Genomic DNA, 13164 nt, shown 5'->3' with positions numbered 1-13164 from the left:
CGGCCGGAAGGTGTGGGACGATATCGGGTACCGCTGAAGAGGGTAGTCCCCGACTTCGGAGTTAGAGAGCCCCGACCCTGTCGCGCATCCCCCACGGCGTTCCATACGCCGTCAGCAGGTCCAGGAACGGGCGTGCCGGGAAGGCCTCCGGACCCAGCACCCCGGCACCCCGCCAAGCCCCGGTGGCCAGCAGTTCGAGGGCCACGACCGGGTTCACCGCGGTCTGCCAGACCACCGCCTGACAGCCGTATTCGGCCATCGACCACTCGTTGTCCACCACGTGGTACAGATACACCTCCCGGGGGCGGCCGTCCTTCGTTCCGCGTACCCATGTCCCGGCGCAGGTCTTGCCCCGCATCCGGGCGCCGAGGCCGGCCGGGTCGGGCAGGCAGGCGGCGACCACGTCCCGCGGGGAGACCGCCACCGGGCCGGCGCCGCCGGGCACGGTGACCAGCCCGGTCCGGTCCAGGCCGAGGTCGTGCAGGGTGCGCAGCGCGCCGATGAAGGTCTCGCCCAGGCCGTACTTGAAGGTGACCCGGCCGGCGTCGATCCAGCGCGGGATGAGCAGCACCTCCTCGTGCTCGACGTTGACGCACTCGACCGGCCCGATGCCCTCGGGGAATTCGAAGACCTCCGGTTCGCTGAACGGTGCGGTGGTGAACCAGCCGCGGCCGGACTCCCAGACCACCGGCGGGTTGAGGCACTCCTCGATGGTGGTCCAGATGTTGAAGGACGGTGCGAAGGCCAGGCCGTCGACGGTCAGGTTGCCGCCGTCGCGGATGCCGATCTCGTCGATGGTGTCGAACAGTTCGTCGGCGGCGTGCCGGGCGAACACGTCGGAGAGTCCCGGCTCGACGCCCATCCCGACCAGGGCCAGCCGTCCGGTGGCGGCCCAGTCGGCGGCCTGGGCGAACTGGGCGTCGCCGAGTTTGACGCCGCACCGGGTGTACGGGTGGTCGGGGTCGGGGCGGGAGAGTGACATCGCCATGTCGACATATGTAGCGTTTTCTCGGTACGCGGCATGGAAAAGCGGCATCACGAACCGCGGGTCGGTGGCGTTGAGCAGCACGTCGCACCGGTGCACCCGGAGCGCCTCCGCCACCGCGTCCTCGTCCCGGGCGTCCAGGTGGACCTGGGCGCGGGACGCGTCGTAGTCGGCGATCACCAGCTCCTCGACGAACGACCGCCGGGCCATGATCCGGCTGATCGCGGTGCCGACGCCACCGGCGCCGACCAGCAGCACACGCAGGCCTTTTCGGGGGGTCATCGCTTGAAGATCGCAACCGTCCGGTTCTAAGGTCAATGGTGTTGGCATAAGGAGCGCCCATGGCCAAGACCGTCGTTCCCGAACAGCGGCGCCGTCGCCGCCGGCCCACCCGCGGCGGCACCGTCCTCTCCGAACAGCTGATCATCGACACCGCGCTGCGCCTGCTCCGCGAGCACGGCAGCACCGGGCTGTCGGCCCGTCGCCTCGGCCTCGCCCTGGACTGCGACCCCAGCGCCCTCTACCGCTACTTCCACGGCATGGACGAGCTGACCCTGGCGATCGGCGACGCCCTGATCGGGCAGGCCCTCGACGGCTGGTCGGCGACCGGCGACGGCCGGGCCGACCTGCGGGCGATCGGGCTGCGCATCCACGCCGCCTACGTGGCCCATCCGCAGGCCGCGCTGCTGACCGCCAGCCGGGTCACCGGGCGCGCCCACGAGCTGGCCGCCGACGAGGCGATCATCGGGGTGCTGCGGGCGGGCGGGTTCCCGCTCACCGCGACGGTCCGGATCTACCACGCCTTCATCGACCAGACGCTGGCGTTCGCGGCCCTGGACGCCGGCGCGCTGGCCCTGCCCCGGTCCGCCCGGCGGGCCGACGAGGACATCTGGGAGTCGACCTACGCCCGCCTGCCGGCCGGGGACTATCCGCGGATCGCCGAGGCCGCGCCCCGGCTGGCCCACGAGATGGTGCGCAGTGCGTACCCGAGCGCACTGGACATGCTCCTGGACGGCGCTTTCCTTGCGGCCCTTGGCGCGACAGCCAGTTCCGCCGGTGCCACCGGCGAGCGACAGTGAGAGGGTGACAGTTCACAAGATCGCCGTGCTGGTGATGGACGGCGCATCCCCTCTCGACGTCGGTATCACCGCGCAGTGCTTCAGCCCGCCCGAGGCGTTCGGCTACGAGGTACGGCCCTGCGCGGTGCGGGCCGGCCCGGTGCTGGGCCGCAACGGGCTGAACTTCATCGTCGACCGGGGCCTGGAGGCGATGGAGGACGCGGACACCGTCATCGTCCCCGGGTTCCGTTTCCGGAACCGGTCGATCGACCCGCGCATCGTCGACGCGCTCCGGGACGCCGCGTTCCGGGGCGCCCGGATGGTCTCCATCTGTGAAGGCGCGTTCGCGCTGGCCGCGGCCGGCGTGCTGGACGGCCTGCGGGCCACCACACACTGGCGGATGGCGCCGGTCCTGGCCCGCGAATACCCCAAGGTCACCGTGGACGGTGGGGTGCTCTTCGTCGACGAGGGGCAGGTGCTGACCTCCGCCGGGATGGCCGCCGGGATCGACCTGTGCCTGCACCTCATCCGGCGCGACCACGGGGTGCAGGTGTCGAACGCGATCGCCCGGATCCTGGTGGCGGCCCCGTACCGCAGCGGCGGGCAGTCGCAGTTCGTGCCGCGTACCCTGCCGGAACCGCTGGGTGAGGTGTTCGCGGCGACCCGGGAGTGGGCGCTGCGGCACCTGGACGAACCGCTGAGCGTCCCGATACTGGCCCGGCACGCCAAGGTCTCCGCACGAACGTTCGGACGCCGGTTCGTCGAGGACACCGGGTACACCCCGATGCAGTGGATCCTGCGGGCCCGCGTCGACCTCGCCCGTGAACTGCTGGAACGCACCGATCTCGGGGTCGAGCAGGTGGCCTCCCGGGTCGGCCTCGGCACCGGCGCCAACCTGCGCCTGCACTTCCAGCGGATCCTCGGCACCTCGCCCAGCGAATACCGCCGGACCTTTGGCGGAAACCTTGTGCCGGCTGGCTCTCCGCCCTCTGCCACGGAGGAGTTCCACGCCGCAGGCTGAGGGCATGAGAATCGCCATCAACGGATTCGGCCGCATCGGACGCAACCTGCTCCGCGCCCTCGACGGCCGGGACATCGACATCGTCGCGATCAACGACCTGGGCGACGTGCCGACCCTCGCCCATCTGCTCCGCTACGACAGCACCCTCGGACGCTTCGGCAAACCCGTCGAGGCCCACGACGGTCACCTGATCGTCGACGGCAGGCGGATCGAGGTGACCGCCGAACCCGACCCGGCCCGCCTGCCGTGGAAGGACCTCGGCGTCGACGTGGCCGTCGAGGCGACCGGCCGGTTCACCGCCAACGCTGCCGTCCACCTGACCGCGGGCGCCCGCAAGGTGCTGGTCAGCGCACCCGCCACCGGGGCGGACGTGACCATCGCGTACGGGGTCAACCACGGCGACTACGACCCCGCCGCGCACCACGTCGTCTCCAACGCGTCCTGCACCACCAACGCATTCGCGCCCCTGGCATCGGTGCTGGACGACCTGGCCGGCATCGAGGTCGGCTCGATGACGACGATCCACGCGTACACCCAGGAACAGAACCTGCAGGACGGCCCGCACCGCGACCTGCGCCGGGCCCGCGCCGCCGGCGTCAACATCGCGCCCACCACGACCGGCGCGGCCAAGGCGATCGGCGCGGTGCTGCCCCGCCTGGACGGGCGCCTGCGCGGATACTCGGTGCGGGTGCCGGTCCCGGTCGGCTCGCTGGTCGAACTGAACGCGGTCGTCACACGCCCGGTCACCGTCGAGGAGATCAACAGCGCGTTCGAGGCGGCGGCGTCCGGACCGCTACGCGGCGTGCTGGAGTTCTCCGCCGACCCGCTGGTCTCCTCGGACATCACCGGCAACCCGGCGTCGTCGGTCTACGACTCGCTGCTCACCGCGTCCCACGACCGTCTGGTCAAGGTGGTGGCCTGGTACGACAACGAGTGGGGCTTCGCCAACCGGGTCGCCGACACGCTGGCGTTGATCGGCCGGGACTGACATCTAGACTGCTCGCATGGCGGTCACCTTGGCGGACGTAGCCCGGCTCGCCGGGGTGTCGCCGGCGACCGTCTCCCGCGTGATCAACGACAGTGCGAAACGCGTCAACGAGGATCTCCGCGAACGGGTGCTCGCCGCCGTCGCCCAACTGCACTACGTGCCCAACGCACACGCGCAGAACGTCGCCCGGCCCCGCAAATCAGCGGTCGGCGTGATCGTGCACGACGTCTCCGACCCCTACTTCGCGGAGATCACCCGAGGTCTGCAACGCCAGGCCGGCGCGCACGACCGGCTCCTGGTCATCTGCAACAGCTACCGGGAGCCGGAACGGGAACTCGCCTACGTCGGCCTGCTGCGCGCCCAGCAGGTGCACGCGCTCATCCTGGCCGGCTCCGGATATCACGACGACGCGTTCACCGAACGCCTCAACGCCGAGTTGGGGGCCTATCAACAGGCCGGCGGCCGGGTCGCGGTGATCGGCCGGCACCGCCTGGTGGGCAGCGCCGTCCTGCCCGCCAACGGCGCCGGCATGCAGGAACTCGGCCGGCGCATCCTCGAGCAGGGCCACCGCCGGATCGCGGTCATCGCCGGGCCCCGCAAACTCACCACGACGACGGACCGCCTGACCGGTTTCTGCCGTGCCGCCGAAGAACTCGGGGTGCCGCTGCCGCCGGAGCGCATCGCGTACACCGACTTCACCCGCGACGGCGGCGCCCGGGCAGCGTCCGAGCTCATCGACGCCGACCCGACGCTCACGCTGCTGGTCGCCCTCAACGACTCGCTCGCGGTGGGTGCGCTGGCCACCCTGCGGGAACGCGGCATCAGCGTTCCCGATCAGGTCTCGGTGACCGGTTTCGACGACATGCCGATCGCGCGGGACGTGACACCCGCCCTGACCACCGTCCGGCTGCCGCTGGTCGAGATGGGCGAGCGGGCGATGGCACTCGCGCTGGGCGACGACCCCGGCCACCGGGCCGAGCCGGCGGAGGCCTCGGTGGTGTGGCGCGCCAGCTGCGCCCCTCCCGCTCTTTAAACCTTTCTTGGGGGTACGCGCTACTCCTCCCTCAATGCGCTGAAAAGGCATTCGACGGCCCTTTCTCTGTCTTCAGTCGTCTTCGGTCTTCAGTCGTCTTCGGTCTTCAGTCGTCTTCGGTCTTCAGTCGTCCAGGTGGATCCGTTCGCCGTCGTGGTCCAGGACGGCGATCACCTCGGCCGGGCCGCCCACACAACCGAACGAGTGCGGCACCATCGTCGAGAACGTGGCGGCCTGCCCCTCCGCCACGATGATCGACCGGTCGCCGAGGATCAGCTCGATCGTCCCGGACAGCACGGTGAACCAGTCCCGCCCCGGGTGCACCCGCATCGCCTCCGGCCCGCGCGCCGCCGGACGGCTGACCCGCACCCGCGACACGGTCAGCCCCTGCTCCTGACTGAGCACCCAGGTGGTGATCCCCCGCTCCGGATGGTGATGCGCCGGAATCACCACGGCGTCGTCGGCCGTCTCGACGAGCTGGTCGAGGCTGGCCCCGAGCGCGCGGGCGATGGCGGTCAGCTGGTCCAGCCCGATCCGCCGGTGCCCGGTCTCGATCCGGCTCAGCGTCGACGGGCTCAGATAGCACCGTGACGCCAGATCCTCCAGTGACCAGCCCTTGGCCAGCCGGAGTCCACGGATCCGGGCCCGGACCAGTGCATCAACCTCAGCGTCTTGCGTCATACGCAATACTGTATGCGTTCAGCGCAAAGCCTGCCTACAGTCGTCTCATGAACGACCACGCCGCTTCCGCCCACTCCCACGGTTCCCACGGCCACGGCCACGGCCACGGGGATCACGATCATGGCGCCGACGAGGGCCTCCGTGAGCTCCTGGACCTGGACGCCGAGATCACCCGCGACGAGCTGGCCGCCCTCACCGCCCGGATCGCCGACCTGGCCGGTGACCACCCGGTCCGCGACATCATCGACATCGGCAGCGGCACCGGGACCGGCACATTCGCCCTTCTCCGCCGTTTCCCCGACGCCGTCTCCACCGTCGTCGACACCTCCGACGACATGCTGAGCCATCTGACCACCACCGCCCGCGGGCACGGCCTGGACGCCCGCATCCGCCCGCTGCGCGCCGACCTGGACGCCGCCTGGCCGGCCGCCCCGGACAGCGCCGACCTGATCTGGGCCTCGTCGTCCCTGCACCACATGGCCGACCCCGACCGTGTCCTGCGGGACATCCACGCCACCCTGCGCCCCGGCGGCGTCCTGGCCGTCGTCGAGATGGCCGACATGCCCCGGTTCCTTCCGGAGGATCTGGGCTTCGGCACGCCCGGTCTGGAGGAGCGCTGCCACGCCGCGATGGAGAAGACCCGCGCCGAGCACGTACCGCACATCAGATCCGACTGGACGTCCCGCCTGACCGCGGCCGGTTTCACCGTCGACTCCCACCGCACCCTGGACGTGTCGATCCCGGCGCCGCTGCCGCCGGCCGCCCGCAGGTACGCCGCCGCCACCCTGGGCCGGTTCCGCCACGGCCTGGTGGACACCCTCGCCCCCGAGGACCGGGCCACCCTGGACACCCTGCTGGACGGCGACGAGCCGCTCTCCCTGCGCCACCGCGCCGACCTCTCCCTGACCAGCTCCCGCGACGTCTGGCTGCTCACCCGTTAGCCCTGCACGACGGCCGGCCGTTCACCCGACAGTCCCGCACGACGGCCGGCCGCTCACCCCTTGACCGCGGGAGACACGGTCGGCAGCTCAACCCGTGATCGTTCAGTCCGTGACCGCGTGGACGGCGCCGACCCGCAGGAACTCCAGGCGCTCGGCGTCGGCACCGCCCGCCGCTGCGGTGTACACGGTGATCCGCAGGTCGGAGCCGGGGACGGTCAACACGTCGCAGTCCAGCGTGAGCTCGCCGACCAGGCGATGGCGTACCGTCTTGCGGGAACTGACGTGCCGTCCCGCCGCGCCCGAGGCCCACAACTCCCGGAACCGCGGGCTGGACTCGGCCACCTCCGCGATCAGGGTGCGCAGGTTGTCGTCCTCCGGATAGGCCGTCACCGCCTGGCGCAGGTCCGCGACCAGGGCGCGTTCGATCCCCTCGTCGGGGGCGTGCGTGGCCGCCCACTCCGGGGCCGGGCAGAACGTCGCCCGGATCACGTTGCGGTCGGACACCGGCCGGCCTGCCGGGTCGCCGCTCAGGGCGCTCCACATCGCGTTCCAGGTGATGAGGGTCCAGTCTGCCGCGTAGACCGCCACCGGATAGTCGGCCATCCGGGCGACGAGGCGCTGAACCCCGGGCGGAACGTGCACCGGCACGACCCGACCGGACGGCGCCTGCAGCCCGGCGGCCTGGTGCAGGACGGCGTTCTCCTGTTCGTCGAGTTGCAGGGCCCGGGACAGCGCGGCCACGATCGGCGCACTGGGGCGCCGGGAGCGGCCCTGTTCGAGGCGCACCAGGTAGTCGACGCTCACTCCGGCCAGGCCCGCCAGTTCCTCGCGCCGCAGTCCGCGGGCCCGGCGCCGCCCGTACGCCGCCAGGCCGACGTCCGCGGGTGAACACCGGTCGCGCCAGGCCCGCAGGAGAGCACCCAGGTCGTTCTCCGTGATCGGCATGCCCACCATGATCGCCGGGCGAGCCGGGTTCAGCCTGGTAACGCCGTTCCTACCGTAGCGGCGGGCACTGGCTGTCCGGCGCCGCTCAGCCGACTGTCGACGCATGACGAATCGCACCGCCATCATCACCGGATCCAACAGCGGAATCGGCCGGGCCACCGCCCGGGCCCTCGCCGCGCGGGGCGTTCGCGTCGTCCTCGCGGTCCGCGACCTCGACCGGGGCCACGCCGCGGCCGCGCAGATGACCGGCCGGACCGAGGTCCGCCGGCTCGACCTCGCCGATCTGGCCTCGGTACGGGACTTCGCCGCGTCCCTCACCGGCCCCGTCGACCTGCTGATCAACAACGCGGGTGTCATGATGCCGCCGCCGGGCCGGACCGTGGACGGCTTCGAGCTCCAGTTCGGCATCAACCACCTGGGGCACTTCGCCCTCACCAACCTGCTGCTGCCGCAGATCACCGGCCGGGTCGTCACCGTCGCCGCCGGTGGCCACCAGGCCGGCACCCTGGACCTGGACGACCCCAACTGGGAGCGCCGGCCGTACCGTCCGTTCCCCGGCTACGCCCAGTCGAAGCTCGCCAACATGCTCTTCACCGCGGAGCTCCAGCGCCGCCTCACCGCGGCCGGCTCGACCGTCATCGCGACCGCCGCCAACCCCGGCCTGGCCGCCACGAACCTGCTCGGTCACGGCGGCAGCGCGGCGACCCGGATCATGAACGCCCTGCTGCGCCCGCTGTCCCAGAACGACGACGGCGGCGCGCGGACCACGCTGCACGCCGCCACCGCCGACATCCCGGGCGACAGCTACATCTCGCCGAGCGGTTTCCTGCAGGCCCGCGGCCGCCCCCGGATCACCGGCCGCTCCGCGGCGGCCCGCGACCCCGAACTAGCCCGCCGCCTCTGGACCCTCTCCGAGCAGCTGACCCACACCACGTTCCCCCTGCGAATCCCGCAAAGATGATCAATCGCCCGCCGACATTTCGCTGTTTCCCGGCACCCGAGACCGCAGAACCCAGCGGGCGATTGATCAACACACCGCACCGCAGCCGCCGAACCGTCCCCGGAACCACCCCGCAGGCCGGTCCGCCGACGTTCATCGCTGCCACCCGGAGTCGAACCGCAAACGACCGTCGCCCACAGCTCTCGGCACAACACCGACCAACCACCAACAACGGCCCGAACCCGCCAACGACGGCTCGGAACCGCCGACCGTCGACCACGGTCGTTTTCGGCTCGCAGGCTGACCGTGGGCAACGGCTGCGTCGGCTGAGCCGTCGACCACGGCTGTCCGGAGGGCGAAATTCAACCGCCGGCTACGGCTCGGGTCACTCGGCCGTAGGTCAGGGCCGCATTCGATCTCATGGACGGACCGTGAGCAACGGCCGAATTGGCCGCCATGCCACTCAACTCGTTCTGATCACGGCGACTCCCCGCGAAGGCCGTGAGTGAAGGAACTGACCTACGCGACACACGAAGCGACCGGAGAAGCTGCTCGGCAAGTGCGATGGCAGCCGGCACAGAGCTCCTGGCCCGAATCATGGTCACCCTAAGCCGAGTGACCTTTGGGCAAGCCGGGCCGGATCAGGACGGGCTGGTCGGTGCAGGACAGGATGAATCGGGACCCAACAGGCCCGAGCGGGACCAGGCCAGACCGGGCTGGGCTGGGCGGGACCCGGCTGGGCTAGACACGTTTCGTGGTCAGGATGCGAAGCCCATCCGCGTGGTGATTTCGGGCGCGCTGGACGCCCGAAGTCACCACACCCGTGGGTGTGTGTTGAGTACGGGCGGGCTGCACTGTCACCACACCCGTGGTGGGGTGTGGTGTTTTTCGGGTGGTCAGCGCTGGTCAGCGCGCCCGAAGTCACCACGCAGACCTTGACTGTCGAAGGTGTCTGGCTGGGACGTGCCGCATTCCCGCTGAGAACGCCACAGAGTCGATCAAGGCACTTCGGCCGACCCCGGAGACGGCAGTGAGCGCCGGCCCAGGAGGGCGGCGCTCACCGGCGGGACGAACGGATCAGTGGGTCGAAGCGGCTCGCTGTTCGACGGCGGCCTTGATGCGGTCGGCCTGGAGGCGGCTCTTGATGCCGGTCACGGCCTGCACCTTGTAACGGCTCAGCCGGCCGGTGGTCCGCAGGTGGTCGTCGAGTTGTTCGCCGTACACCTCGAGCAGCTCGTCGTCGGTGGCGTTGCGGCCGTTCTGCGGGCGGGGCAGCAGGTGGTGCCACGGCTGGGCGCTACCGGGGGCGGACTGGCCGCCGAGCGCGAGCAGGTAGTCGCTGATGAACGCCTGGACGGTCACGTCGTCGAGGCGGGGGACGCTCGGGGCGAGCAGCTCGGCCAGTTCGCGGGCCTCGCGGGGCTCGCCTTCGGCCAGCTCCTCCTCCAGGGCGGTGCGCAGTTCCTCCAGGGCGGACATCCACGCGGACGAGCCGGTGGACGCCACGGCGGCGGCGGGGAGCAGGTCACGCCACGGGTACGCGGCCTCGCCCGGCTCGCCGTTCAGTTCGCGGATGTAGTCGTTGATGAATGCGCGGACGACGCCTTCGCTCAGCTCGGAGACCCGCGGGGCGATGCTGCGGACCATCTCGTTGACGGCGGTGTACGTCATCTCGTTCAGGTTCTCGGCGTTGATCTCGGAGGAGACCAGGCGGTTGAGTCGTTCGACCGAGAGGCGCCACCACGGGGAGCCGACGATGCTGACCGCGGGGCGGGCGCCGGTGCCGGTGGAGGCCCAGGCGGGCACCGCGCCGGTGCCGGTCGCGGCCCAGGCGGGGCGGGTGGCGTCCGGTGCGGGACCCGCGTCCGGTGCGGCACCGGCGTCCGGGGTCTCCGGCGACGGGGCCGTGCCGGCGAACACCGAACCGGCGGCCGGCGGCAGGGCACCGACCGGTGAGGTGGCTCCGGCGGAGACCGGGGTGGCCGCGACCGGGGCCGTCACCGGCGAGCCGGCGGAGACGGTCGCCGGGGCGGCAGCGAACGCCGGCGGGGAGGCGGCCGGGGCAGCGGCGGGAGTGACAGCCGCCGGCTGGGCGTCGTCGGACGGCGCCCGGTTCTCGTCGAAGGTCTCGGTGGCGGCGAGGCGTTCACCGAGGCTGGGGGCGGTCATCACGTTCGTCAGGGCCTCGAGGACACCGTCTTCGAGAGGGCGGCGCTGGGCCGGCACGACGACGGCCGGGGCGCGGTCCTCGGCGGGACGTTCCTCGGTGTCCACACCGGCCGGCGGGACGAACTGCACCGGTTTCAGAGCGGCGACCGGCGCCGAACCGGGCCCACCGGCGGCGGGACCGGCAGGAGCGCCGGGAGAGGTCGCACCCGGCATGAATCCGAGCGGACGACCGCCCTCGGCGACAGGAGCCGGGGCAGCCGCGGCAGCCGGGGCAGCCGCGGCAGCGGCATGACCGTTAACGGACACACCGTTAGTCGCACGACCGTTCGCCGAACCGTTGACCGCGTGCCCGTTGAGCGGCTGGGACGGCAGCACCGAAGCAGCCACCGGAGCCGTCAGCGAGGCAGCGACCGGAGCCCCGGCCCCACCCGGCGGATCCGCGGGCGCCGACGGCAGCACCGGGGACGTCGCGGCGGGCGCGACCACCGGCGCCACGAAGCGCGTCGCCCCGGGAGCCAGCAGGTCCATCACCCGCTGGATCCGCGCGAGCTGCTCCACCACGTCGGCGACGACCGGCTCACCGGCGGTCCGCGCGTCCTTCAGCAGGCGGGAGCGCCACCACGACTGCGGCCAGCGCTCCGAACTCACCCGGTGGTAGTTGACCACCATCCTGCGGACCTGACGCTCGGAGGCCATCTTGATCAGGTCCGGGTCGCTGTCCGGGATGAGCAGGCCCCACCGTTCGGCGAGGCGGCGCGGGCTGTAGGCGAACCGGCCACGACGGACCCGCTGGCCGGCCGCGGTGAGGGCGGCCCACCACATCAGGAAGATGACGCACGGGACCGCGAGGCGCAGCAGTTTCTCGGTGCCGGTGACCGCGTTGCTGGCCACGATGACGCCGGAGATCCCGGCGATGAACGCGGCGATCCACAGCATCGGCCCGGGGTGGCCGGGCGTGACGACCGTGCCGTCCTCGGCGTAGACCGTGGTCCGCCGGTACTGCTCGGCGGCCAGCGAGGTGGCGGTCAGGAAGCAGATCTCGAAGACCGCGAAGACCAGGACCGCGAACACCTTGGGCAGGTTCAGCTGGTCGACAGCGATGACCCACATGCCCTCGGCGTTGAGCAGCAGCGCCAGGTTCATGCTGAAGGACAGGGCGAGCGGGCGCAGCGGTTTCGAGGTCCGCTTGGCCCAGATGCCGAGGGTTATCAGCAGGATCAGGCCGAGGAGTCCGAGGCCGAGCAGCACCAGCGCCGCGTAGTCGCGCCAGAACTGCGCGATCAAATCGTTGAGCTGGGTCACGCGGGGATGCCTTTCGTCGCGGCCGGCAGGAACTCGTCGAGAAGCCGTCGCGGTCGACGCGGCACGCTTGTGGGGGTCAAGTCGTGCTGCCAGCCAAGACGGCGCGGTTGGCATTTCTACCACGCCGTTATTACGAACCGGTCGAGGCGAACGCGCGGGCGAACGCTATCGGACAGTCCGGGCCGTCGGTGATCCACCCCGAGTAGCGCGTATCAATTGGTCACTTTACGGTCATCGATGACAGCGATCGCGGTAAAACGGGAGGCATCGGCAGCATGCTCTGGACGTGGATGGCCCTGGCGACGGTGGCGATCGTCACCGTCGTGCTCGGAGGGCTGGCGTTCGTGGCGGCACGGCAACGGGTGGACACCGCGCCTCCCGGCACGGAGATCCCCGGCACGGAGAACACCGGCGAAGAGGTCCCGCTCGAGGAGGAGGCGCGGGCCGTGCGTGCCGCGGCGGAGCGGGCGGCTTCCGCCGCCGATGAGGCGAGAACCCGTGCGGAGTACGCCGTGAGCACCCACGACGACGCCGAGCAGCGATACCTGCGAGCCCGTCAGGAGGCGGCCGTCGCGTCCGGCGACGAGGCCCAGCGTCTGGTGCAGCGGGCGGCGCTCGAGGCGTACCGCCGGGGTGATCTCTCGGTGTCGCAGTTGAACGGCATCTGGCAGCACACCGGGGCTCCGTCGGCCCCCGTGGCGGTGGACGACGAGCCGGTGCGGGCGGCTCGTGCCGATTACGACGAGGCGGTACGCCGGACCGCGGACGTCCGCCGGGAGGCGCACGTGGCGGCGGTCGCGGCCGAGGTGCTGGCCGAGGAGGCGCGGATCGTGGAGCAGGACGCCCTCGCCGCGCGGGAGGCGGCCGCGGCACGGTCCGACCTGGACGACCTGTTCGGCGACAAGCAGTAGGGAACGAAGCGGCCCGGCTGCACAGGCAACCGGGCCGCTTCGGAGTAGGAAGAGATCACTCGTTGAGCGAGCAGGGGGCGAGACCCTCGGCGTTCAGGTCGGGCTTGTCGGCGTTGCGGCCGATCGCCGTCTCGATCCGGTTGATCGTCGCGAACCGCTTGTCCTCCAGCGGGCCGAGGATCGCGTTCTG

At 71.5% G+C, this 13164-nt stretch carries 11 protein-coding genes; 7 read left to right on the top strand and 4 right to left on the bottom strand.

Going from position 1 to position 13164, the window contains the following annotated elements; genetic code table 11:
* Positions 1 to 61: 61 nt before the first annotated feature.
* On the bottom strand, positions 62 to 1249 hold the full coding sequence (locus WH85_RS32275; protein ID WP_045745886.1) for a saccharopine dehydrogenase family protein: 1188 nt from the start codon (positions 1247 to 1249) through the stop codon (positions 62 to 64).
* Positions 1250 to 1326: 77 nt separating this feature from the next.
* Between WH85_RS32275 and WH85_RS32270 the strand changes: the two genes are divergently transcribed.
* Genes WH85_RS32270 through WH85_RS32255 form a run of 4 tightly spaced genes read left to right on the top strand, consistent with a single transcriptional unit; the run spans position 1327 to position 5085 of the window.
* The gene (locus tag WH85_RS32270) at positions 1327 to 2064 is read left to right on the top strand and encodes a TetR/AcrR family transcriptional regulator (protein WP_045745851.1); all 738 of its coding nucleotides are present in this window, start codon (positions 1327 to 1329) and stop codon (positions 2062 to 2064) included.
* Positions 2065 to 2068: 4 nt separating this feature from the next.
* Positions 2069 to 3064 carry a GlxA family transcriptional regulator gene (locus WH85_RS32265; RefSeq protein WP_157411347.1) on the top strand — a complete coding sequence of 332 codons (996 nt, stop codon included), beginning with the start codon at positions 2069 to 2071 and terminating at the stop codon, positions 3062 to 3064.
* Between the two features lie 4 nt (positions 3065 to 3068).
* Entirely contained in the window at positions 3069 to 4052 is a 984-nt protein-coding gene (gene gap, locus WH85_RS32260) for a type I glyceraldehyde-3-phosphate dehydrogenase (RefSeq protein ID WP_045745850.1), read from the top strand.
* Between the two features lie 16 nt (positions 4053 to 4068).
* On the top strand, positions 4069 to 5085 hold the full coding sequence (locus WH85_RS32255; protein ID WP_045745849.1) for a LacI family DNA-binding transcriptional regulator: 1017 nt from the start codon (positions 4069 to 4071) through the stop codon (positions 5083 to 5085).
* 123 nt (positions 5086 to 5208) lie between these two features.
* On the opposite strand, the gene WH85_RS32250 is transcribed toward WH85_RS32255, so the two are convergent.
* Positions 5209 to 5766: a helix-turn-helix domain-containing protein gene (locus tag WH85_RS32250; RefSeq protein ID WP_045745848.1), complete on the bottom strand. Its 558-nt coding sequence runs from the start codon at positions 5764 to 5766 to the stop codon at positions 5209 to 5211.
* Positions 5767 to 5813: 47 nt separating this feature from the next.
* Here WH85_RS32250 and WH85_RS32245 point away from each other — a divergent pair, with 47 nt between their 5' ends.
* Entirely contained in the window at positions 5814 to 6707 is an 894-nt protein-coding gene (locus WH85_RS32245) for a class I SAM-dependent methyltransferase (RefSeq protein WP_045745847.1), read from the top strand.
* A 102-nt stretch (positions 6708 to 6809) separates the two neighbouring features.
* On the opposite strand, the gene WH85_RS32240 is transcribed toward WH85_RS32245, so the two are convergent.
* Positions 6810 to 7652, bottom strand: coding sequence for a helix-turn-helix domain-containing protein (locus WH85_RS32240; RefSeq protein WP_045745884.1), 843 nt, complete (start codon positions 7650 to 7652; stop codon positions 6810 to 6812).
* Positions 7653 to 7755: 103 nt separating this feature from the next.
* Here WH85_RS32240 and WH85_RS32235 point away from each other — a divergent pair, with 103 nt between their 5' ends.
* Positions 7756 to 8613, top strand: coding sequence for an oxidoreductase (locus WH85_RS32235; protein WP_045745846.1), 858 nt, complete (start codon positions 7756 to 7758; stop codon positions 8611 to 8613).
* A gap of 1056 nt (positions 8614 to 9669) precedes the next feature.
* Here WH85_RS32235 and WH85_RS32230 read toward each other — a convergent pair.
* Complete coding sequence (locus WH85_RS32230) at positions 9670 to 12063, bottom strand: hypothetical protein (RefSeq protein WP_045745845.1); 2394 nt, start codon at positions 12061 to 12063, stop codon at positions 9670 to 9672.
* Positions 12064 to 12338: 275 nt separating this feature from the next.
* Between WH85_RS32230 and WH85_RS32225 the strand changes: the two genes are divergently transcribed.
* Complete coding sequence (locus WH85_RS32225) at positions 12339 to 12974, top strand: hypothetical protein (protein ID WP_045745844.1); 636 nt, start codon at positions 12339 to 12341, stop codon at positions 12972 to 12974.
* The last annotated feature ends 190 nt before the right edge of the window (positions 12975 to 13164 follow it).

The organism is Actinoplanes rectilineatus, assembly GCF_000962825.1.
GTDB lineage: Bacteria > Actinomycetota > Actinomycetes > Mycobacteriales > Micromonosporaceae > Actinoplanes > Actinoplanes rectilineatus.
Note: the sequence above shows the minus strand (reverse complement) of the source record. Positions and strands in the feature narration are given on the sequence as shown.

Bases quoted from the DNA above. Each gene is read 5' to 3' on its own strand.
- WH85_RS32255 (WP_045745849.1), top strand. From the start codon at position 4,069: ATGGCGGTCACCTTGGCGGACGTAGCCCGGCTCGCCGGGGTGTCGCCG.
- WH85_RS32240 (WP_045745884.1), bottom strand. From the start codon at position 7,652: ATGCCGATCACGGAGAACGACCTGGGTGCTCTCCTGCGGGCCTGGCGC.
- WH85_RS32250 (WP_045745848.1), bottom strand. From the start codon at position 5,766: ATGACGCAAGACGCTGAGGTTGATGCACTGGTCCGGGCCCGGATCCGT.
- WH85_RS32245 (WP_045745847.1), top strand. From the start codon at position 5,814: ATGAACGACCACGCCGCTTCCGCCCACTCCCACGGTTCCCACGGCCAC.
- gap (WP_045745850.1), top strand. From the start codon at position 3,069: ATGAGAATCGCCATCAACGGATTCGGCCGCATCGGACGCAACCTGCTC.
- WH85_RS32270 (WP_045745851.1), top strand. From the start codon at position 1,327: ATGGCCAAGACCGTCGTTCCCGAACAGCGGCGCCGTCGCCGCCGGCCC.
- WH85_RS32235 (WP_045745846.1), top strand. From the start codon at position 7,756: ATGACGAATCGCACCGCCATCATCACCGGATCCAACAGCGGAATCGGC.
- WH85_RS32225 (WP_045745844.1), top strand. From the start codon at position 12,339: ATGCTCTGGACGTGGATGGCCCTGGCGACGGTGGCGATCGTCACCGTC.